This is a genomic window from Hominifimenecus sp. rT4P-3 (assembly GCF_051055405.1).
In the GTDB taxonomy this organism is placed as follows: domain Bacteria; phylum Bacillota; class Clostridia; order Lachnospirales; family Lachnospiraceae; genus Pseudolachnospira.
Genome location: NZ_CP167068.1, coordinates 307236 through 324558 on the forward strand (window position 1 = coordinate 307236; position 17323 = coordinate 324558).

Here is a 17323-nt window from a genome sequence, read left to right on the forward strand (position 1 = left end):
TTCCATCTGCTTTCTATTTGTTTTCGTGTGTATCGATATAGTATCGGCAGATATAGTGAATCAGTTCGCCAGGCGACGGCTTTTCGGAAAGCCGGTGTCCGACGATTTCTTCCAATTTCTTTCGATCCCCGTGTTCCCAGCAATCTTCCACAGCACGTGCAATATTTCTGGCTACCGTTTGAGGGGTACTGTCCATATCTTTTGCAATCTGCGGATAGATGACTGTAGTCAGATTGCGATCACCGGTAGCTCCGCTTTGCAAAACGAAAGTAACTGCTCTGGCCAGCTGCTTATAGCCGATTGCGGTAGGGCGTCCGGCAATGCGAAAGATAACGGCTTGAACAAATTTCGTATACATGGGACGTGTCTCCTTGTGTTTCGTCTGTAGTTCTATTGTGGCTTAAAAGCTAGTGAAACAAAAGGATTTCGACAGGATTCGACAAAAGATGGTAAAACAAAAGAGAATTTGGTTAATTTTAACCCAATTTAGGGAGCACTACGGTTTTCTTTTTGAAAATAGAGTATAGAATTCGAAAAGCCTTTTGAAAGACAATTCCCAAACGAAAGGAAATACGTTATAATAGGGCAAAGGGGACAAGGATTAAGGGGTTGTAGGCAGGAGGACGAGAGATGGAAAAGGCAAACGAGAAGTATCAGGTTTACTTACAAATCTTGGAAGAAGAGCTGATACCAGCGATGGGATGCACGGAGCCAATTGCGATCGCCTACGGCGCGGCGAAAGGGCGGGAAGTTCTTGGAGCGCTTCCGGATCGGGTGTTGGTGGAAGCGAGCGGAAATATTATTAAAAATGTAAAAAGCGCAGTTGTGCCGAATACCGGCGGGCAGCGAGGTATCGAGGCAGCGGCAGCGGCCGGCGTGGTGGCTGGCCGGGCCGACCGGCTTTTAGAAGTCATCGCGGAGGTGACGGAGGAAGAACAGGCGGCGATCGCTGCTTTTCAAGCGCAGGTGCCGTTTCAGGTGAAGCGCTTGGACAGCGGTCTGGTGTTTGATATTTGGATTACTCTGTGGAAAGGGAAATCTTATGTCCGTCTGCGGTTGGCAAATTTCCATACAAATCTGGTTTACCTGGAAAAGAATGGGGAAATGCTTTTGGATCTCCCTGTGGAGAGCGGACAGGAAACAGGAACGGCGGATCAAAGTCTGTTAAATATGCGGGATATTTTTGACTTTGTGCAAACTGTGGATGTAAAGGATGTGGAGGCGTTGTTGGAACGCCAGATTTCTTACAATATGGCGATTTCCGACGAGGGAATGAGAGGCGATTACGGAGCCAATATAGGCAGCGTGCTGCGGGACGCTTATCAGGCGGGCGATACGGCGCAGAAAGCGAAAGCAGCGGCAGCGGCTGGGTCAGACGCTAGGATGAGCGGCTGCGGGATGCCGGTGATCATCAATTCAGGGAGTGGCAATCAGGGAATTACCGCTTCCGTGCCGGTGATCGTCTATGCAAGGGAACTTGGCTCGGATCAGGAAACGCTTTATCGTGCGTTGACGCTTTCGAACTTGGTTACCATTCATCAAAAGAGGCGGATCGGGAGGCTGTCGGCTTACTGTGGAGCAGTCAGCGCCGGGGCGGCTGCAGGAGCAGGGATTGCTTATCTAAACGGCGGAACCTATGAAGATGTGATTCATACCGTGGTGAATGCGTTAGCGATTGTTTCCGGCATGGTGTGTGACGGGGCGAAGGCTTCCTGTGCGGGAAAAATTGCAGCGGCTGTGGACGCGGGCATTTTGGGGTATCGCATGTACCAGGCTGGCCAGCAATTTTACGGCGGAGACGGAATCCTTTCCAAGGGAGTGGAAGCCACGCTGGAAAATGTGGGACGTCTGGGAAAGGTTGGAATGAAAGGAACCGACCGGGAAATTTTGAGTATTATGTTGGGAGAAGCGCCGGAAGAATGCTAAACGGACAGAAAATAAGCGGCTGCCGTGCAGATCGCATGGCAGCCGTTCCCTTATAATCCTATATAATATTTCATATGAAACACCATTTTGAAAAGCAATGTATGTTCAAAATGGAAAAAGGCTTCTGTTTTTCCATCCGGTTTGCCGGATGTTCCGTTTCTTTACTGGTCATATTCGAATAGGCATTCCTCCTTTTGGCAAGTTTATGTATTTGGATTTTCTTTTGTATCTTGGAAAGCAGAAATCTTTCTCTGGGAGAGCTCTTTCTAAACTGCGCCGCTTGCTGGTCCGTGGCTACCTTTGGGGATTTTCCCAAGGTCACGCGTCTGTGTTTCCCCTGCGAAGTCAGAAGATTTCCTTCCCTTGCCTTTCCATTCGAAGCACCGTACCGATTCGGGATAGGTTCAGAACCATGCAAGGATACATGGCGCCGGATAAGCATATCGGCCCGCCGATACTTCCGATGAAAAAGTGGATGGATTTCTTTTCCTTATGGGTTCAGTATATCTGGAAAATGTGACCAGGCTATGGATAAAAGATGAGGAATTTCTAACAAAAGGGTAATTTCTTTTTTGGGATTATGAAGAAAAACGAAAGGAACCATAAAAAAAGAAGTTTGGAAAACAGTCCTTTCCGCTCAAAAAAAAGTTTGGAAAAACCATAATTTCCCCTTGCATTTAAAGGAAAATTATGTTATGATGCAAAAGCTGTGACATTGATAGCTGTGAAGCGCGAGGTTGCTGCCCGCTTAGTGGCAGGTTTTCCGTGGAGCGAATGTCAAGTTAGGAAACTGACGACAAGTCACTGTACCGAACATACCATCTGCGAAGACGCAGAGATGACGTGTGAGCCTTTAGGATACACACGGGAAAGTGTACAGTCACCGCTTGTCGTGCTTACCAAGTACGAAAAGGAGGCGACTTTTTTTATGGCAAGTCAAGTAATGAGAATCACATTGAAGGCGTACGATCACCAGCTGGTGGATCAGAGTGCGGCAAAAATCGTTGAGAATGTGAAGAAGACCGGAGCAAAGGTCAGCGGTCCTGTTCCGCTGCCCACTAAGAAGGAGGTAGTAACTATCCTTCGTGCAGTACACAAGTACAAAGATTCCCGGGAACAATTTGAGCAAAGAACGCACAAGAGACTCATCGATATCATTGCTCCCAACCAGAAAACCGTGGACGCTTTGTCCCGTCTGGAGATGCCGGCTGGCGTTTACATTGATATCAAAATGAAGTAATGTAAATTCTTAGGCAACAAGTAAACAACACACAATTCTAGTATGAACGCGATAGGCGTTCCGCTGTAGGAGGACAGAAAACATGAAGAAAGCTATTTTAGCGACAAAAGTCGGAATGACTCAGATTTTCGGCGAGAACGGAGAATTGACTCCGGTTACGGTACTGCAGGCTGGCCCTTGCGTGGTCACCCAGGTAAAGACCGTAGAGAACGACGGCTACAGCGCCGTACAGGTTGGCTTTGTTGACAAGAGAGAAAAACTGGTTAACAAGTGCCAGAAAGGCCACTTTGCAAAGGCCGGAGTTTCCTATAAAAGATATGTGCGGGAACTGAAACTGGACAATGCGGAAGAGATGAAGCTGGGCGATGAAATCAAAGCGGATGCTTTTGCTGCCGGAGACAAGGTGGACGCCACGGCGACCTCCAAAGGAAAAGGTTTCCAGGGCGCGATCAAGCGTCACGGCCTGCACAGAGGACCTATGGCTCACGGTTCCAAATACCATCGTCATGCTGGTTCCAACGGCGCCTGCTCCGATCCGAGCCGGGTGTTCAAGGGCAAAAAGATGGCCGGACAGATGGGACACCGTAAGATTACGGTCCAGAATCTGGAAGTAGTTCGCGTAGACGCAGAGGATAACCTGATTCTGGTGAAAGGTTCCGTGCCCGGACCGAAGAAGGCTCTGGTAACGCTGAAGGCGACCGTAAAGGCGTAAGGCTTTTATAGGAAAGGAGGAAACGAGAGATGGCAAAAGTATCGATTTATAATATGGAAGGCAGCCAGATCGGCGAGATGGAATTAAATGACGCTGTGTTTGGCGTTACGGTAAATGAGCATCTGGTTCACATGGCTGTAGTACAGCAGCTGGCAAACAACCGTCAGGGTACTCAGAAAGCCAAGACCCGTTCGGAAGTGAGCGGCGGCGGCAGAAAACCTTGGAGACAGAAGGGAACCGGTCATGCAAGACAGGGTTCGACCAGATCTCCTCAGTGGACCGGCGGCGGTGTTGTATTTGCTCCCCAGCCGAGAAGCTACAGCTTCAAGCTGAACAAGAAAGAGAAGCAGCTGGCGCTGAAGTCCGCCCTGACTTCCCGCGTAAACGAGTCCAAGTTCTTCGTTCTGGACGAACTGAAGATGGACGAGATTAAGACGAAAAATTTCCAGAACGTTCTGAATAACCTGAAAGTAGATAAAGCGCTGGTTGTCTTGGACGAGAATGATCAGAATGTAATTCTGTCCGCGAGAAACATCCCGGATGTAAAAACGGCACAGACCAACACCATCAATGTGTATGACATTCTGAAATACAACACAGTTGTGATCACCAAGGCTGCTGTGGAAAAAATTCAGGAGGTATATGCATAATGGCTGACATTAAATATTATGACGTAATCCTCAGACCGGTTATCACTGAGAAGAGCATGAACATGATGGGTGAGAAGAAGTACACGTTTTATGTTCATCCGGAAGCAACGAAGAATCAGGTGAAGGAAGCGGTAGAGAAGATGTTTGCCGGCACCAAGGTTGCTTCGGTTAACACCATGAATATCGATGGTAAGAAGCGCCGCAGAGGCATGACGGTAGGCCGCACGGCGAAAACCAAAAAGGCAATCGTGCAGCTGACTGCCGAGAGCGCGGATATCGAGATTTTTGAAGGCTTATAATGAGCCGATGCTTCCATTGACGAAGCGAAGCGGAGTTTGCAAACTCCACCTATACGGCGAAACCACCGCCGTGAGAACAAATAAGTAAGGAGATAAAACAATGGGAATCAAAAAGTATAATCCATATACCCCATCCAGAAGACAGATGACCGGTCTGGATTTCGCGCAAATCACGAAAACGACTCCGGAAAAGTCTCTGGTTGTTTCTCAGAGCAAAAACGCCGGCCGTAATAATCAGGGTAAGATTACCGTGAGACATCAGGGCGGCGGTGCAAAGAGAAAATACAGAATCATCGACTTTAAGAGAAACAGCAAGGATGGAATCCCTGCAAAGGTAATCGGCATCGAATACGATCCGAACCGTACCGCAAATATCGCTTTGATCTGCTACGCAGACGGCGAAAAGGCTTATATCCTGGCTCCCGAAGGCTTGACCGACGGCATGCAGGTAATGAGCGGCGAGGCTGCTGAAGCAAAGGTTGGCAACTGCCTGCCTTTACAGAATATCCCGGTTGGTACTCAGATTCACAATATCGAACTTCATCCCGGAAAGGGCGGCCAGATGGTTCGTTCCGCTGGCGGTTCCGCTCAGCTGATGGCCAAGGAAGGCAAGTTCGCAACTCTGAGACTTCCCTCCGGCGAGATGAGAATGGTTCCGATTATCTGCCGCGCCACCATCGGTGTTGTCGGCAATGGCGAGCACTCTCTGGTAAATATTGGTAAAGCCGGACGTAAGCGTCACATGGGCATCCGCCCGACTGTTCGCGGTTCTGTGATGAACCCCAACGACCATCCCCACGGCGGTGGTGAAGGTAAGTGCGGAATCGGCCGTCCCGGTCCGAGCACTCCTTGGGGTAAGCCTGCATTGGGCCTGAAGACCAGAAAACAGAAGAAACAGTCCAACAAGCTGATTGTGAGAAGACGCGACGGCAAAACACTGAAATAATTAGGAGGTAAATTATGGCTCGCTCATTAAAGAAAGGCCCTTTTGCGGATGACCATTTGCTGAAAAAAGTAGAAGCTTTAAATGCAGCAGGACAGAAGACTGTTATCAAGACCTGGTCCCGCCGCTCCACAATCTTCCCTCAGATGGTAAGTCATACGATTGCTGTTCATGATGGAAGAAGACATGTCCCGGTGTATATCACAGAGGATATGGTAGGACACAAGCTGGGTGAATTCGTAGCAACCAGAACCTACCGTGGACACGGCAAAGACGAGAAGAAGACCGGCAAACGCTAGTAAAAAGATAACAGGAAGGAGGTTTCATCCATGGCTAAAGGACATAGAAGTCAGATTAAAAGAGATAGAAATGCGAAAAAGGATACCAGACCGAGCGCCAAAGTGTCTTACGCTAGAGTATCCGTTCAGAAGGCATGCTTTGTATTAGATGCAATCCGCGGCAAGGACGCACAGACTGCCCTGGCGATTGTGAGCTACAATCCCCGCTACGCTTCCGAGGTGATTGCAAAATTGCTGAAGTCGGCGATTGCGAACGCGGAAAACAACAATGGCCTGAATGTGGAAACTTTGTATGTAGCGGAGTGCTACGCAAACAAGGGGCCGACGATGAAGAGAATTCAGCCGAGAGCACAGGGTAGAGCTTACCGCATCGAAAAGCGTATGAGCCATATCACCATCGTGCTGGATGAGAAATAAGGAGGGTCAAAATGGGACAGAAAGTTAATCCTCATGGTTTAAGAGTCGGCGTCATCAAAAACTGGGATTCCAACTGGTATGCAGAAGGCGATTTCGCAGACAACCTGGTAGAAGATTATAATATCAGAAAATATTTGAAGAAGAGACTGTACGATTCGGGTATTTCCAGAATCGAAATTGAGAGAGCGTCCGACCGCGTGAAAGTTATCATTCACACCGCAAAGCCTGGTATCGTGATCGGTAAGGGCGGCGCTGAGATTGAGAAGCTGAAAGCGGATGTTCAGAAGATGACGCAGAAGAAACTCTTCATCGACATCAAAGAGATCAAGAGACCTGACCGCGAGGCTCAGTTGGTGGCAGAGAACATTGCGAAACAGCTGGAAAACCGTGTTTCCTTCCGCCGTGCAATGAAGTCCAGCATGTCCCGTTCCATGAAATCTGGAATTATGGGTATCAAGGCGGCTGTAGCCGGTCGTTTGGGCGGAGCGGATATTGCCCGTACCGAGTTTTACAGCGAGGGAACCATTCCGCTGCAGACTTTGCGCGCTGACATCGACTATGGATTCGCGGAAGCTGATACCACCTACGGAAAGCTGGGCGTAAAGGTTTGGATTTACAAGGGTGAAGTGCTTCCCACCAAGAAAAATAAGGAAGGGAGCGAGAAATAACCATGTTAATGCCGAAGAGAGTAAAACACCGTAAACAGTTCCGCGGTTCTATGGCTGGAAAAGCAACCAGAGGCAATAAGATCACCAACGGTGAATTCGGTTTGGTAGCGGTTGAACCCGCTTGGATCAAATCCAACCAGATTGAAGCTGCCCGTATTGCGATGACCCGTTATATGAAGCGTGGCGGTAAAGTTTGGATTAAGATTTTCCCGGATAAGCCGGTTACCACGAAGCCCGCAGAAACCCGTATGGGTTCCGGTAAAGGCTCCCTGGAGTACTGGGTTGCCGTTGTAAAGCCCGGCCGCGTTTTGTTTGAAGTTGCAGGAGTACCTGAGGAGACGGCGAAAGAGGCCCTGCGCCTTGCCATGCACAAATTGCCCGTGAAGTGCAAGATCGCTTCCAAAGCAGACTTAGAAGGCGGTGAATAACAGTGAAAAGTAATGTATATTTGAAAGACCTGAGAAATAAGTCCGTAGCAGAGCTGAATACAGAACTGGTAGCTGCGAAGAAGGAACTTTTCAACCTGAGATTTCAGAATGCAACGAATCAGCTTGATAACACCAGCAGAATCACGGAAGTCAGAAAGAACATTGCCCGCATTCAGACTGTTATCACTGAGCAGACGAAAGTTGCTGAGTAATAAGGAGGAAGCGTAACGTGGAAAGAAATTTAAGAAAAACGCGTACCGGTAAGGTTATCAGCAATAAAATGGACAAAACCATCGTTGTTGCAATCGAGGACCACGTAAGACATCCGCTGTACGGGAAGATTGTAAAGAGAACTTACAAGCTGAAAGCGCACGACGAGGAGAATACCTGTGCGATCGGCGATACCGTAAAGGTTATGGAGACGAGACCTCTGTCTAAGGACAAGAGATGGAGACTTGTCGAGGTTGTCGAGAGAGCGAAATAAGCCAGGAGGAAATAGATATGATTCAACAGGAAAGCAGACTGAAAGTCGCCGACAACACTGGCGCTAAAGAACTGCTCTGCATCAGAGTAATGGGCGGTTCCCTGAGAAGATATGCGAATATTGGTGATATCATCGTTGCTACGGTTAAAGATGCAACGCCTGGCGGTGTTGTAAAGAAAGGCGATGTGGTAAAGGCTGTTGTGGTCCGCACGAAACATGGCGCTCGCCGTAAAAACGGTTCTTATATCAAATTCGATGAGAACGCAGCCGTAATCATCCGTGAAGACAAGACTCCCAGAGGTACCCGTATTTTCGGGCCGGTTGCCAGAGAGCTGCGTGAGAAGCAGTTCATGAAGATCGTTTCTCTGGCTCCCGAAGTATTATAAGGAGGTACGAAATGGCTACGAGTAAAATCAAAGTTGGCGATACCGTAAAGGTGATTGCCGGTAAAGAAAAAGGTCGTGAGGGAAAAGTTTTAAAGATCGACCACAAAAATGGCCGCGTCATCGTTGAAGGCATAAATATGATTACAAAGCACAACAAGCAGAGTGCACAGAACCCCAACGGAGGAATCGTTCACAAAGAGGGAACCATTGACATCTCCAATGTAATGCTTGTGAAGGATGGCAAGGTGACCCGCGTTGGTTTTGAAGTGAGAGACGGCAAAAAGGTCCGCATCGCGAAAATCGACGGTTCTGTGATCGGTTAATTTCTGAGAGAGGAGGTTCAAAACATTGAGTAGTAGATTAAAAGAACAATATATCAATGAAATCGCTCCTGCCATGATGAAGAAGTTCGGCTACAAGAACGTAATGCAGATTCCGAAGCTGGAAAAGGTCGTCGTGAACATGGGCGTAGGTGAAGCAAAAGAAAATGCGAAAATCCTGGAAGCCGCCACAAAAGATCTGGAGACGATTACGGGACAGAAGCCGATCTTGACCAAGGCGAAAAAGTCTATTGCAAACTTTAAAATTCGTGAGGGCATGAACATTGGCTGTAAGGTTACGTTGAGAGGCGACAAGATGTACGAGTTTGTCGATCGTCTGATCAACCTGGCGCTGCCTCGTGTACGTGACTTCCGTGGCGTAAACCCCAACGCTTTCGACGGCAGAGGAAACTATGCTCTGGGCATCAAAGAACAGCTGATTTTCCCGGAAATCGAGTATGACAAGATCGATAAAGTGCGTGGTATGGACGTTATCTTTGTAACCACGGCTGAGACCGACGAAGAAGCCCGTGAATTGCTGACCATGTTCAACATGCCGTTTAGAAAGAATTAGGAGGAAAGTTCCCATGGCAAAGACTTCTATGAAGATTAAGCAGCAGCGTCCGGCAAAATTCTCTACCAGAGAATACAACCGTTGCAAGATTTGTGGCCGTCCTCATGCCTACCTGAGAAAATACGGAATTTGCAGAATCTGCTTCCGTGAGCTGGCATACAAGGGACAGATCCCCGGAGTGAAAAAGGCAAGCTGGTAAAGAATTTCGAAAGGAGGCAACTGAAAATGACGATGAGTGACCCGATTGCGGATATGCTTACGAGAATCCGTAATGCAAATACGGCAAAGCACGATACGGTAGATATTCCTTCCTCGAAGATGAAGATTGCGATCGCTGACATCCTGGTGAAGGAAGGCTACATTGCAAAATATGAACTGCTGGAGGACGGCAGCTTCAAGACCATCCGCATCACCCTGAAATACGGCGCGGATAAGAACGAAAAGATCATCACCGGCCTGAAGAGAATTTCCAAACCCGGCCTGCGTGTATATGCGAATGTGGAAGAACTTCCCAAAGTTCTGGGAGGACTTGGCATCGCGATCATTTCCACGAACCAGGGCGTTCTGACCGACAAGGAAGCGAGAAAGCAGAATGTCGGCGGCGAAGTTCTGGCGTTTGTTTGGTAAGTGTTTGACTGTTTGAGCAAACCCGCAAGGCCATGCGGGAGGAAAATAAATTTGGAGGTAAGGCGAAATGTCACGTATTGGTAGAACGCCCATCGCAATTCCTGCCGGAGTTACGGTAGAAGTTGCAGAAAATAATAAAGTGACGGTAAAAGGTTCGAAAGGAACCCTGGAGAGAGTTCTTCCGGCTGAGATGGAAATCAAGGTAGAAGACGGCCATGTTACCGTTTCCCGTCCCAATGATCTGAAGAAGATGAAATCCCTTCACGGTCTGACCAGAACCTTAATCAACAATATGGTAATCGGCGTATCCCAGGGCTATGAGAAAGTCCTTGAGGTCAACGGCGTCGGATACCGCGCCCAGAAGCAGGGCAAGACCTTGGTTCTTTCCCTTGGTTACTCCCATCCGGTTGAGATGGTAGACCCGGAAGGTCTGGAGGCTGTCTGCGAGGGGCAGAATAAGATCATTGTAAAAGGCATTGACAAAGAAAAAGTTGGTCAGTACGCTGCAGAGATCAGAGCGAAGAGAGGTCCGGAGCCTTACAAGGGCAAAGGTATCAAATATGCGGATGAAGTGATCAGACGCAAAGTCGGCAAGGCCGGTAAGAAATAATAGGAGGAGCGAGTAAAAATGATTAGGAAAGAATCCAGAACGGAAATCCGTGTTAAAAAGCACATGAAAATCCGTAATCGTTTCCGCGGCACTGCTGAGCGTCCTCGCCTGGCTGTGTTCCGGAGCAACAATCATATGTATGCCCAGATTATCGACGACGTCGCTCAGACTACCTTGGTTTCTGCGTCTACCCTTCAGAAGGATGTGAAGGCGGAGCTTGAAAAGACCAACAATGTAGCTGCTGCTTCCTACCTGGGAACCGTTATCGCCAAGAAGGCGCTGGAAAAGGGGATCGATACGGTTGTCTTTGACAGAGGCGGATTCATTTATCAGGGAAAAATCCAGGCACTGGCAGACGCGGCCCGCGAAGCCGGCCTGAAGTTCTAAGAGGAGGAAAGCATGAAGCGTACAATCGTTGACATCAGCAATTTAGAATTACAGGATAAAGTAGTTGCGATTAAGCGTGTATCCAAAACCGTTAAGGGCGGCCGCAACATGCGGTTCACGGCTCTGGTCGTAGTCGGCGACGGAAACGGACACGTAGGCGCTGGAATGGGCAAGGCTGCCGAGATTCCGGAGGCCATCCGCAAAGGCAAAGAGGATGCGATGAAGAAGATCATCGAGGTTCCGATCGATGAGAACAACAGTATCCCTCATGATTATATTGGCAAATTCGGCAGTGCTTCCGTTATGCTGAAGAGAGCTCCGGAAGGTACCGGTGTAATTGCCGGCGGCCCTGCCCGTGCAGTGATGGAGTTGGCAGGTATTAAGAATATCCGTACCAAGGCGCTTGGTTCCACCAATAAGCAGAACGTGGTGCTGGCATGTATCGAAGGCCTGAAGAGCCTGAAGACCCCGGAAGCGTTTGCGAAGCTTCGCGGCAAATCCGTAGAAGAGATTCTGGGTTGATAGGAGGAAGCTTATAATGGCAGAGAAAGTAAAAGTAACATTGGTGAAATCCACCATTGGTGCGATTCCCAAGCATAAGAAGACCGTGGAAGCTCTGGGCCTTAAGAAACTCAACAAGACCGTAGAACTGCCGGATAATGCAGCGACCAGAGGCATGCTCCAGCAGGTAAAGCACCTGATTAAGGTAGAAGAAGCATAGGAGGTAAGCCATGGATTTGTCAAATTTACAGCCTGCTGCGGGCTCAAAGCACAGCGATAATTTCAGAAGAGGCCGCGGTCATGGATCCGGAAACGGAAAAACCGCAGGCAAGGGCCACAAGGGTCAGAAAGCTCGTTCTGGAGCGCCCCGTCCCGGTTTTGAGGGTGGCCAGATGCCTCTGTACCGCCGTATTCCGAAAAGAGGCTTTACCAATATCAATACAAAGATCATCGTCGGCATCAATGTTTCTGTTTTAGAGCGTTTTGAGGACGGCGCGGAAATCACCGTGGCTAAGCTGGTGGAGGAAGGGATTGTAAAGAACCCTAGAGACGGTGTAAAAATCCTCGGTAATGGAGAACTGACGAAGAAGCTGAACGTGAAAGCCAATGCTTTCAGCGCTGCAGCAAAGGAGAAGATCGAAGCGTTAGGTGGTACTGCCGAGGAGGTATAACATGATTAGAACCCTTCGAGATGCATTTAAGATTGCCGACATTCGCAGGCGCCTGGCATTTACCCTGCTGGTGCTTGTGATTGTCCGGCTGGGCAGCCAGATTCCCACACCGGGAATCAATACGGCTTATCTGACGGCCTGGTGGCAAAGCCAGACCACGTCGGCCTTTAACTTTTTTACTACAATTACCGGAACCTCGTTCACGACGATGTCCATCTTTGCGCTGGGAATTTCCCCGTATATCACGTCGTCGATTATCATTCAGCTTCTGACCATTGCGATCCCGAAGCTGGAGGAACTGCAGAAAGAGGGTGCGGAAGGCCGGAAACAGATTACGAAGATCACCCGTTTTCTGACCGTGGCGTTGGCGGTTATTCAGTCCGTCTCTATGGCGATTGGTTTTGGTTCCAATTACCTGACCAATTATACCTGGTACAATGTAATTTTAGTCGCGGTTATTATGACTGCGGGAAGCGCCGTGCTAATGTGGCTCGGCGAGCAGATTACCATCAAAGGAATCGGAAATGGTATCTCGGTTATCTTATTGATTAATATCTTAGATAGCCTGCCCCGTGACTTGATGAGCCTGTATCAGCATTTTGTTATGGGCAAGTCCATCGCCCTGGGCGTTGTGATCACTTTGATCATTGTGGCGCTCCTGATTGGACTAGTCCTATTTGTCGTTTATTTGCAGGGCGGAGAGCGCCGGATTCCGGTGCAGTATGCAAAGAAGATGGTTGGCCGGAAAATGATGGGAGGGCAGTCCTCCAATATTCCGATCAAGGTCAACACCGCCGGCGTAATCCCGGTTATCTTTGCATCTTCCTTGCTGAGTATTCCTTCGATGGTAGCGAGCTTTGCCGGAATCAATACGGTGGCTCCGACCACGACGGCAGGTCACATCATCAAAGGTTTGAGCCAGAGCAGCTGGTGCAATCTGGATGAGCCGATTTATAGTATTGGCCTTCTGCTTTATATTGTGCTGCTGATCTTCTTCGCTTACTTCTATACGTCGATTTCTTTCAATCCTTTGGAGATCGCGAATAATATGAAGAAGCAGGGTGGTTTTATCCCTGGAATTCGTCCGGGAAAACCTACCTCGGATTATTTGAACCATGTTTTGAACTATATTGTATTCATTGGAGCCATTGGGTTGCTGATTATTGCCTTGATTCCAATCGTGCTGTTTGGAATTTTTGGAGTCGGCTCTTCTTTAAGCTTCCTGGGAACATCTTTGATCATCATCGTGGGTGTTATCCTGGAAACCTTAAAGCAGATCGAGTCAATGATGCTGGTTCGGAACTATAAGGGATTTTTGAACGATTAATTGCCGGTACATGAGGAAAGGAGCAGTCTGGTGAAGATTGTAATGTTAGGAGCTCCGGGCGCCGGAAAAGGCACTCAGGCAAAAATGCTGGCAGATAAATATGCGATTCCTCACATTTCAACGGGAGATATTTTCCGGGCGAATATGAAGGAAGGCACACCGCTGGGGAAGAAAGCAAAGGAGTTCATGGATGCTGGCGCCCTGGTTCCAGATGAATTGACCGTAGATCTGGTTTTGGATCGGATTGGTCGCGAAGATTGCAAAAATGGATATATTTTAGACGGTTTTCCCCGCACGATCAACCAGGCGGAAAAATTGACCGAAGCGCTTAGCAGCCAGGGCGGCGACATTGATTTCGCAGTGAATGTGGATGTTCCCGACGAGTCCATCATCAAGAGGATGGCAGGCCGGCGGATGTGCCCAAGCTGCGGGGCCAGCTACCATGTGGTCAATATTCCTCCGAAAAAGGAAGGCGTTTGCGATCGCTGTGGCGCGGATCTGATTACCCGGAAGGATGATCAGCCGGAAACGGTAAAAAATCGTCTGTCCGTATATCATGAACAGACCCAGCCGCTGTATGATTATTATAAGGAAAAAGGCCTGGTGGTGGACGTGGACGGAACAAAGCCCATGGAGGAAGTCTTTAAGGCGATCACAGACCGTCTGGGGGAGTAATTCATGGCAGTAACGATTAAATCCGAAAAGGAAATTGCCTTGATGAGAGAGTCCGGCCGGCTTCTTGCCATTGTCCACGAGGAACTGGGCAAGGCGATCCGGCCGGGCATGACAACCAAGGACATTGACCGTTTAGGGGAGGAAATCATCCGCAGTTTTGGCTGCGTGCCGAATTTCCTCCATTACAATGGCTATCCTGCCTCGATCTGTGTTTCTGTTAACGACGAGGTAGTGCATGGAATCCCAAGCAGGAAACGGTATCTGGAGGACGGCGATATTGTCAGTCTGGATGCAGGGTTGATTTACAAAGGTTACCATTCAGATGCAGCGCGAACCCATGCGGTTGGAGAGATCAGCAAGGAAGCAAGAAAGCTGATGGATGTGACCAGGGAATGCTTTTTTGAGGGTATTAAGTTTGCCAAGGCCGGGTATCATTTGCATGATATTTCCAATGCGATTGCTGCCCACGCAACAAAGCATGGGTATGGGATTGTGGAAGACTTGGTTGGCCATGGGATTGGCACACATCTCCATGAGGAGCCGGAAATCCCCAATTTTTACCAACACACCAAGGGGATTCGTTTGAAGCCGGGGATGACGTTGGCCATCGAGCCGATGATCAACATGGGAACCAAGGATGTGGAGTGGTTGGACGATGATTGGACGGTGGTGACAGCGGACGGCAGTTTGTCAGCCCATTACGAAAATACCGTTTTGATCACAGAGGGAGAACCGGAAATCCTGACTATAAAAGTCCCGTGACGCAGCACGTAGCAATCCGGAGGCTTTTATGTCTGCCGAGACCTACGAAAATTAGGAGGGAGACGGACGATGGATTGTTACAGCGCCGGAAATTTTGTCCGGTCTCTTGCGGGTCACGATAAAGAGAGTGTTTTCATCATTATCCGTGAAGAAGGCAGCTTTGTGTTTGTTGCGGACGGCCGCCTGAGAAGCATAAAGCAGCCGAAACGCAAAAATAAGAAGCATGTACAGCCGATCCGACGAAAGCAGGACGGAGAACTTCTCCGATCTGACGAAGCAGTAAAAAAAGCAATTCAAAGCTATATCAAGGAGAGCAGGGAATGTCCAAAAGCGACGTGATTGAAATCGAGGGGACCGTAGTGGAGAAGCTTCCCAACGCGATGTTCCAGGTAGAACTGGAAAATGGCCATCAGGTGCTGGCGCATATCAGCGGTAAGCTTCGGATGCACTATATTCGGATTCTCCCCGGAGACAAAGTGACGCTGGAACTTTCACCTTATGATTTGTCCAAGGGACGGATCATCTGGCGTGATAAGTAAGGTGGCAGGCTAGGAGCGTCTGGAAAGAAATTCCTAGCAAAACGAAAATAGTTCTTGCTTTATAAAGACAAAGGTGCTATACTATTTGGTGCACTTTTTTGAAAGGAGATACGCAAATGAAAGTCAGAGCATCCGTAAAGCCGATTTGCGAAAAATGCAAAGTGATTAAGCGGAAAGGCAGTATCCGAGTTATTTGCGAGAACCCGAAGCATAAACAAAGACAGGGTTAATTTCGCGAGTGAAAATGGAAGGGCTGAGTCCGTCCTTATTTAACAATGGATTGAGATTATAGAAAATATTTATGGAGGTAGCACACAAATGGCTCGTATTTCAGGTGTTGATTTGCCGAGAGAAAAGCGTGTCGAGATTGGTCTGACCTATATCTACGGCATTGGAAGAGCTTCTTCGACCAAGATTTTGGAGCAGGCAAATGTAAATCCGGATACCCGCGTAAAGGATCTGACGGATGAGGAAGTAAACCGGATTCGTGAGATCATCGAAGCGCATCACATGGTGGAAGGCGATCTGAGAAGAGAAATCGCGCTGAACATCAAGCGTCTGCAGGAAATCGGCTGCTATCGCGGCATCCGTCACAGAAAAGGTCTGCCGGTTCGCGGTCAGAAGACCAAAACCAACGCGAGAACTCGCAAGGGACCGAAGAAAACAGTAGCAAACAAGAAGAAATAAGAGGAGTTTGCGGACTGGACGTAGTCTTTTTCGTGTATAAAAGGCTCTGTTTTTTGTACAGGAAAAAGACTATGGAAAGGCAGTCCGCTTATCCTCAGATTGGCAACTCGACTAACGAAATTTTTTAGAAAGGAACCCATAAGGGAAGGTTAGTTTAGAAATGGCAAAGAAAGTGTCATCTGCAAAAAAAGTGACAAAGAAGCGTGTCAAGAAAAACGTTGAACGCGGACAAGCGCACATTCAATCCTCCTTCAATAACACGATTGTTACCCTTACGGATACACAGGGTAATGCTCTGTCTTGGGCAAGTGCGGGCGGTCTGGGATTTAAAGGTTCAAGGAAATCTACCCCCTATGCAGCACAAATGGCAGCAGAAACTGCTACGAAAGCCGCTTTGGTGCACGGTCTGAAGACTGTCGACGTTTTTGTGAAAGGCCCCGGTTCGGGACGAGAGGCTGCAATCCGCGCCCTGTCCGCCTGTGGTCTGGAAGTAACGAGCATCAAGGACGTAACACCCGTTCCTCATAACGGATGCCGTCCGCCCAAACGTAGAAGAGTATAATTGGAGGTAAAAAAAAGTGGCAGTTAATAGAGTTCCTGTTCTTAAAAGATGCAGAGCTTTGGACTTAGACCCGATTCACATGGGAATTGACAAAAAGTCAAACAGACAGCCCAAAAGAGCCAATAAGAAGATGAGCGAGTACGGCCTTCAGCTGAGAGAAAAGCAGAAAGCCAAATTCATTTATGGCGTTTTGGAAAAGCCTTTCCGTAATTATTATAACCGTGCCGCAAAGATGCGCGGTATGGTCGGTGAAAATCTGATGATCCTGCTGGAGCTGCGCTTGGACAATGTACTGTTCCGCGCCGGTATGGCTAGAACCCGCATGGAAGCTCGTCAGATCGTCGATCACAAGCATGTGCTGGTAAATGGAAAATGTGTCAACATCCCCTCCTACAATGTGAAGGCTGGCGATGTAATTGAAATCAAAGAGAAACATAAAGGTGCTCAGAGATATAAGGATATTCTGGCTGTGACCGCTGGCAGAACCACTCCTTCTTGGATGGAGAGCGATCTGGAGAACCTGAAAGTGACTATCACCGAGAAGCCCACCAGAGAAGTGATCGATGTTCCGGTTGATGAGATGCTTATTGTAGAGTTGTACTCCAAATAATTAGCGGAGCTATGACATC

Annotated in this window: 32 protein-coding genes; 31 read left to right on the forward strand and 1 reads right to left on the reverse strand. The window is 48.5% G+C overall.

The features are described from left to right. Positions 1 to 13: 13 nt before the first annotated feature. A complete protein-coding gene (locus ACCC71_RS01385) occupies positions 14 to 358 on the reverse strand; it encodes a sporulation initiation factor Spo0A C-terminal domain-containing protein (protein WP_434310665.1) in 345 nt (114 codons plus the stop codon). Positions 359 to 630: 272 nt separating this feature from the next. On the opposite strand from ACCC71_RS01385, the gene ACCC71_RS01390 reads away from it, so the two are divergent. The 31 genes from ACCC71_RS01390 to rpsD all read left to right on the forward strand — a co-directional run bounded on the left by ACCC71_RS01390 (position 631) and on the right by rpsD (position 17304). Continuing rightward, positions 631 to 1926 (forward strand): serine dehydratase subunit alpha family protein, encoded by a 1296-nt coding sequence (locus tag ACCC71_RS01390; protein ID WP_434310666.1) that lies wholly within the window; start codon positions 631 to 633, stop codon positions 1924 to 1926. 928 nt (positions 1927 to 2854) lie between these two features. Beyond that, on the forward strand, positions 2855 to 3166 hold the full coding sequence (gene rpsJ, locus ACCC71_RS01395; protein ID WP_244799232.1) for a 30S ribosomal protein S10: 312 nt from the start codon (positions 2855 to 2857) through the stop codon (positions 3164 to 3166). Positions 3167 to 3248: 82 nt separating this feature from the next. After that, a complete protein-coding gene (rplC, locus tag ACCC71_RS01400; RefSeq protein ID WP_434310667.1) occupies positions 3249 to 3878 on the forward strand; it encodes a 50S ribosomal protein L3 in 630 nt (209 codons plus the stop codon). Positions 3879 to 3907: 29 nt separating this feature from the next. Further along, the gene (rplD, locus tag ACCC71_RS01405; RefSeq protein WP_434310668.1) at positions 3908 to 4528 is read left to right on the forward strand and encodes a 50S ribosomal protein L4; all 621 of its coding nucleotides are present in this window, start codon (positions 3908 to 3910) and stop codon (positions 4526 to 4528) included. Then, the gene (rplW, locus tag ACCC71_RS01410; RefSeq protein ID WP_434310669.1) at positions 4528 to 4827 is read left to right on the forward strand and encodes a 50S ribosomal protein L23; all 300 of its coding nucleotides are present in this window, start codon (positions 4528 to 4530) and stop codon (positions 4825 to 4827) included. The genes rplD and rplW overlap by 1 nt, the downstream gene beginning before the upstream one ends. Before the next feature lie 100 nt (positions 4828 to 4927). Beyond that, positions 4928 to 5773 (forward strand): 50S ribosomal protein L2, encoded by an 846-nt coding sequence (gene rplB, locus ACCC71_RS01415; RefSeq protein ID WP_434310670.1) that lies wholly within the window; start codon positions 4928 to 4930, stop codon positions 5771 to 5773. A 14-nt stretch (positions 5774 to 5787) separates the two neighbouring features. Then, positions 5788 to 6069 carry a 30S ribosomal protein S19 gene (gene rpsS / locus ACCC71_RS01420; protein WP_434310671.1) on the forward strand — a complete coding sequence of 94 codons (282 nt, stop codon included), beginning with the start codon at positions 5788 to 5790 and terminating at the stop codon, positions 6067 to 6069. A 30-nt stretch (positions 6070 to 6099) separates the two neighbouring features. Further along, the gene (rplV, locus tag ACCC71_RS01425) at positions 6100 to 6486 is read left to right on the forward strand and encodes a 50S ribosomal protein L22 (protein WP_434310672.1); all 387 of its coding nucleotides are present in this window, start codon (positions 6100 to 6102) and stop codon (positions 6484 to 6486) included. Between the two features lie 11 nt (positions 6487 to 6497). Beyond that, positions 6498 to 7154 (forward strand): 30S ribosomal protein S3, encoded by a 657-nt coding sequence (rpsC, locus tag ACCC71_RS01430; protein WP_434310673.1) that lies wholly within the window; start codon positions 6498 to 6500, stop codon positions 7152 to 7154. A gap of 2 nt (positions 7155 to 7156) precedes the next feature. Continuing rightward, on the forward strand, positions 7157 to 7582 hold the full coding sequence (gene rplP / locus ACCC71_RS01435) for a 50S ribosomal protein L16 (RefSeq protein ID WP_434310674.1): 426 nt from the start codon (positions 7157 to 7159) through the stop codon (positions 7580 to 7582). Between the two features lie 2 nt (positions 7583 to 7584). Then, complete coding sequence (gene rpmC, locus ACCC71_RS01440) at positions 7585 to 7794, forward strand: 50S ribosomal protein L29 (RefSeq protein WP_434310675.1); 210 nt, start codon at positions 7585 to 7587, stop codon at positions 7792 to 7794. A gap of 17 nt (positions 7795 to 7811) precedes the next feature. Beyond that, complete coding sequence (gene rpsQ, locus ACCC71_RS01445) at positions 7812 to 8066, forward strand: 30S ribosomal protein S17 (protein ID WP_434310676.1); 255 nt, start codon at positions 7812 to 7814, stop codon at positions 8064 to 8066. Between the two features lie 17 nt (positions 8067 to 8083). After that, positions 8084 to 8452: a 50S ribosomal protein L14 gene (rplN, locus tag ACCC71_RS01450; protein WP_434310677.1), complete on the forward strand. Its 369-nt coding sequence runs from the start codon at positions 8084 to 8086 to the stop codon at positions 8450 to 8452. Between the two features lie 11 nt (positions 8453 to 8463). After that, positions 8464 to 8775: a 50S ribosomal protein L24 gene (gene rplX / locus ACCC71_RS01455; RefSeq protein ID WP_434310678.1), complete on the forward strand. Its 312-nt coding sequence runs from the start codon at positions 8464 to 8466 to the stop codon at positions 8773 to 8775. 25 nt (positions 8776 to 8800) lie between these two features. Further along, positions 8801 to 9346 carry a 50S ribosomal protein L5 gene (gene rplE / locus ACCC71_RS01460; RefSeq protein WP_434310679.1) on the forward strand — a complete coding sequence of 182 codons (546 nt, stop codon included), beginning with the start codon at positions 8801 to 8803 and terminating at the stop codon, positions 9344 to 9346. Positions 9347 to 9359: 13 nt separating this feature from the next. Next, complete coding sequence (locus ACCC71_RS01465) at positions 9360 to 9545, forward strand: type Z 30S ribosomal protein S14 (RefSeq protein WP_244799219.1); 186 nt, start codon at positions 9360 to 9362, stop codon at positions 9543 to 9545. 26 nt (positions 9546 to 9571) lie between these two features. Then, positions 9572 to 9973, forward strand: coding sequence for a 30S ribosomal protein S8 (rpsH, locus tag ACCC71_RS01470; RefSeq protein WP_434310680.1), 402 nt, complete (start codon positions 9572 to 9574; stop codon positions 9971 to 9973). Between the two features lie 67 nt (positions 9974 to 10040). Further along, positions 10041 to 10583 (forward strand): 50S ribosomal protein L6, encoded by a 543-nt coding sequence (rplF, locus tag ACCC71_RS01475; RefSeq protein WP_434310681.1) that lies wholly within the window; start codon positions 10041 to 10043, stop codon positions 10581 to 10583. A gap of 18 nt (positions 10584 to 10601) precedes the next feature. Beyond that, positions 10602 to 10970: a 50S ribosomal protein L18 gene (rplR, locus tag ACCC71_RS01480; protein WP_434310682.1), complete on the forward strand. Its 369-nt coding sequence runs from the start codon at positions 10602 to 10604 to the stop codon at positions 10968 to 10970. A 12-nt stretch (positions 10971 to 10982) separates the two neighbouring features. Continuing rightward, positions 10983 to 11492, forward strand: a complete 510-nt coding sequence (rpsE, locus tag ACCC71_RS01485) for a 30S ribosomal protein S5 (protein ID WP_434310683.1) — start codon at positions 10983 to 10985, stop codon at positions 11490 to 11492. Positions 11493 to 11508: 16 nt separating this feature from the next. Continuing rightward, positions 11509 to 11691, forward strand: a complete 183-nt coding sequence (rpmD, locus tag ACCC71_RS01490; protein WP_434310684.1) for a 50S ribosomal protein L30 — start codon at positions 11509 to 11511, stop codon at positions 11689 to 11691. A gap of 10 nt (positions 11692 to 11701) precedes the next feature. Further along, entirely contained in the window at positions 11702 to 12142 is a 441-nt protein-coding gene (gene rplO, locus ACCC71_RS01495) for a 50S ribosomal protein L15 (protein ID WP_434310685.1), read from the forward strand. Between the two features lies 1 nt (position 12143). Continuing rightward, the gene (gene secY, locus ACCC71_RS01500; protein ID WP_434310686.1) at positions 12144 to 13469 is read left to right on the forward strand and encodes a preprotein translocase subunit SecY; all 1326 of its coding nucleotides are present in this window, start codon (positions 12144 to 12146) and stop codon (positions 13467 to 13469) included. 30 nt (positions 13470 to 13499) lie between these two features. Beyond that, positions 13500 to 14144 (forward strand): adenylate kinase, encoded by a 645-nt coding sequence (locus ACCC71_RS01505; protein ID WP_434310687.1) that lies wholly within the window; start codon positions 13500 to 13502, stop codon positions 14142 to 14144. Positions 14145 to 14147: 3 nt separating this feature from the next. Continuing rightward, positions 14148 to 14906, forward strand: coding sequence for a type I methionyl aminopeptidase (gene map, locus ACCC71_RS01510; protein ID WP_434310688.1), 759 nt, complete (start codon positions 14148 to 14150; stop codon positions 14904 to 14906). Between the two features lie 69 nt (positions 14907 to 14975). Next, positions 14976 to 15245: a KOW domain-containing RNA-binding protein gene (locus tag ACCC71_RS01515; protein ID WP_434310689.1), complete on the forward strand. Its 270-nt coding sequence runs from the start codon at positions 14976 to 14978 to the stop codon at positions 15243 to 15245. Further along, on the forward strand, positions 15227 to 15445 hold the full coding sequence (infA, locus tag ACCC71_RS01520; RefSeq protein WP_244799208.1) for a translation initiation factor IF-1: 219 nt from the start codon (positions 15227 to 15229) through the stop codon (positions 15443 to 15445). Before ACCC71_RS01515 ends, infA begins: the two co-directional genes overlap by 19 nt. Before the next feature lie 116 nt (positions 15446 to 15561). Next, a complete protein-coding gene (rpmJ, locus tag ACCC71_RS01525; protein ID WP_075760134.1) occupies positions 15562 to 15675 on the forward strand; it encodes a 50S ribosomal protein L36 in 114 nt (37 codons plus the stop codon). 88 nt (positions 15676 to 15763) lie between these two features. Continuing rightward, complete coding sequence (rpsM, locus tag ACCC71_RS01530) at positions 15764 to 16132, forward strand: 30S ribosomal protein S13 (protein WP_434310690.1); 369 nt, start codon at positions 15764 to 15766, stop codon at positions 16130 to 16132. Positions 16133 to 16292: 160 nt separating this feature from the next. Next, the gene (gene rpsK / locus ACCC71_RS01535; RefSeq protein ID WP_244799205.1) at positions 16293 to 16694 is read left to right on the forward strand and encodes a 30S ribosomal protein S11; all 402 of its coding nucleotides are present in this window, start codon (positions 16293 to 16295) and stop codon (positions 16692 to 16694) included. A 16-nt stretch (positions 16695 to 16710) separates the two neighbouring features. Beyond that, entirely contained in the window at positions 16711 to 17304 is a 594-nt protein-coding gene (gene rpsD / locus ACCC71_RS01540) for a 30S ribosomal protein S4 (RefSeq protein WP_434310691.1), read from the forward strand. Positions 17305 to 17323 lie beyond the last annotated feature (19 nt).

Coding starts and splice junctions, on each gene's coding strand:
- ACCC71_RS01385 (WP_434310665.1), bottom strand. CDS start 358: ATGTATACGAAATTTGTTCAAGCCGTTATCTTTCGCATTGCCGGACGC.
- ACCC71_RS01390 (WP_434310666.1), top strand. CDS start 631: ATGGAAAAGGCAAACGAGAAGTATCAGGTTTACTTACAAATCTTGGAA.
- rpsJ (WP_244799232.1), top strand. CDS start 2,855: ATGGCAAGTCAAGTAATGAGAATCACATTGAAGGCGTACGATCACCAG.
- rplC (WP_434310667.1), top strand. CDS start 3,249: ATGAAGAAAGCTATTTTAGCGACAAAAGTCGGAATGACTCAGATTTTC.
- rplD (WP_434310668.1), top strand. CDS start 3,908: ATGGCAAAAGTATCGATTTATAATATGGAAGGCAGCCAGATCGGCGAG.
- rplW (WP_434310669.1), top strand. CDS start 4,528: ATGGCTGACATTAAATATTATGACGTAATCCTCAGACCGGTTATCACT.
- rplB (WP_434310670.1), top strand. CDS start 4,928: ATGGGAATCAAAAAGTATAATCCATATACCCCATCCAGAAGACAGATG.
- rpsS (WP_434310671.1), top strand. CDS start 5,788: ATGGCTCGCTCATTAAAGAAAGGCCCTTTTGCGGATGACCATTTGCTG.
- rplV (WP_434310672.1), top strand. CDS start 6,100: ATGGCTAAAGGACATAGAAGTCAGATTAAAAGAGATAGAAATGCGAAA.
- rpsC (WP_434310673.1), top strand. CDS start 6,498: ATGGGACAGAAAGTTAATCCTCATGGTTTAAGAGTCGGCGTCATCAAA.
- rplP (WP_434310674.1), top strand. CDS start 7,157: ATGTTAATGCCGAAGAGAGTAAAACACCGTAAACAGTTCCGCGGTTCT.
- rplN (WP_434310677.1), top strand. CDS start 8,084: ATGATTCAACAGGAAAGCAGACTGAAAGTCGCCGACAACACTGGCGCT.
- rplX (WP_434310678.1), top strand. CDS start 8,464: ATGGCTACGAGTAAAATCAAAGTTGGCGATACCGTAAAGGTGATTGCC.
- ACCC71_RS01465 (WP_244799219.1), top strand. CDS start 9,360: ATGGCAAAGACTTCTATGAAGATTAAGCAGCAGCGTCCGGCAAAATTC.
- rpsH (WP_434310680.1), top strand. CDS start 9,572: ATGACGATGAGTGACCCGATTGCGGATATGCTTACGAGAATCCGTAAT.
- rplF (WP_434310681.1), top strand. CDS start 10,041: ATGTCACGTATTGGTAGAACGCCCATCGCAATTCCTGCCGGAGTTACG.
- rplR (WP_434310682.1), top strand. CDS start 10,602: ATGATTAGGAAAGAATCCAGAACGGAAATCCGTGTTAAAAAGCACATG.
- rpsE (WP_434310683.1), top strand. CDS start 10,983: ATGAAGCGTACAATCGTTGACATCAGCAATTTAGAATTACAGGATAAA.
- rpmD (WP_434310684.1), top strand. CDS start 11,509: ATGGCAGAGAAAGTAAAAGTAACATTGGTGAAATCCACCATTGGTGCG.
- rplO (WP_434310685.1), top strand. CDS start 11,702: ATGGATTTGTCAAATTTACAGCCTGCTGCGGGCTCAAAGCACAGCGAT.
- secY (WP_434310686.1), top strand. CDS start 12,144: ATGATTAGAACCCTTCGAGATGCATTTAAGATTGCCGACATTCGCAGG.
- map (WP_434310688.1), top strand. CDS start 14,148: ATGGCAGTAACGATTAAATCCGAAAAGGAAATTGCCTTGATGAGAGAG.
- ACCC71_RS01515 (WP_434310689.1), top strand. CDS start 14,976: ATGGATTGTTACAGCGCCGGAAATTTTGTCCGGTCTCTTGCGGGTCAC.
- infA (WP_244799208.1), top strand. CDS start 15,227: ATGTCCAAAAGCGACGTGATTGAAATCGAGGGGACCGTAGTGGAGAAG.
- rpmJ (WP_075760134.1), top strand. CDS start 15,562: ATGAAAGTCAGAGCATCCGTAAAGCCGATTTGCGAAAAATGCAAAGTG.
- rpsM (WP_434310690.1), top strand. CDS start 15,764: ATGGCTCGTATTTCAGGTGTTGATTTGCCGAGAGAAAAGCGTGTCGAG.
- rpsK (WP_244799205.1), top strand. CDS start 16,293: ATGGCAAAGAAAGTGTCATCTGCAAAAAAAGTGACAAAGAAGCGTGTC.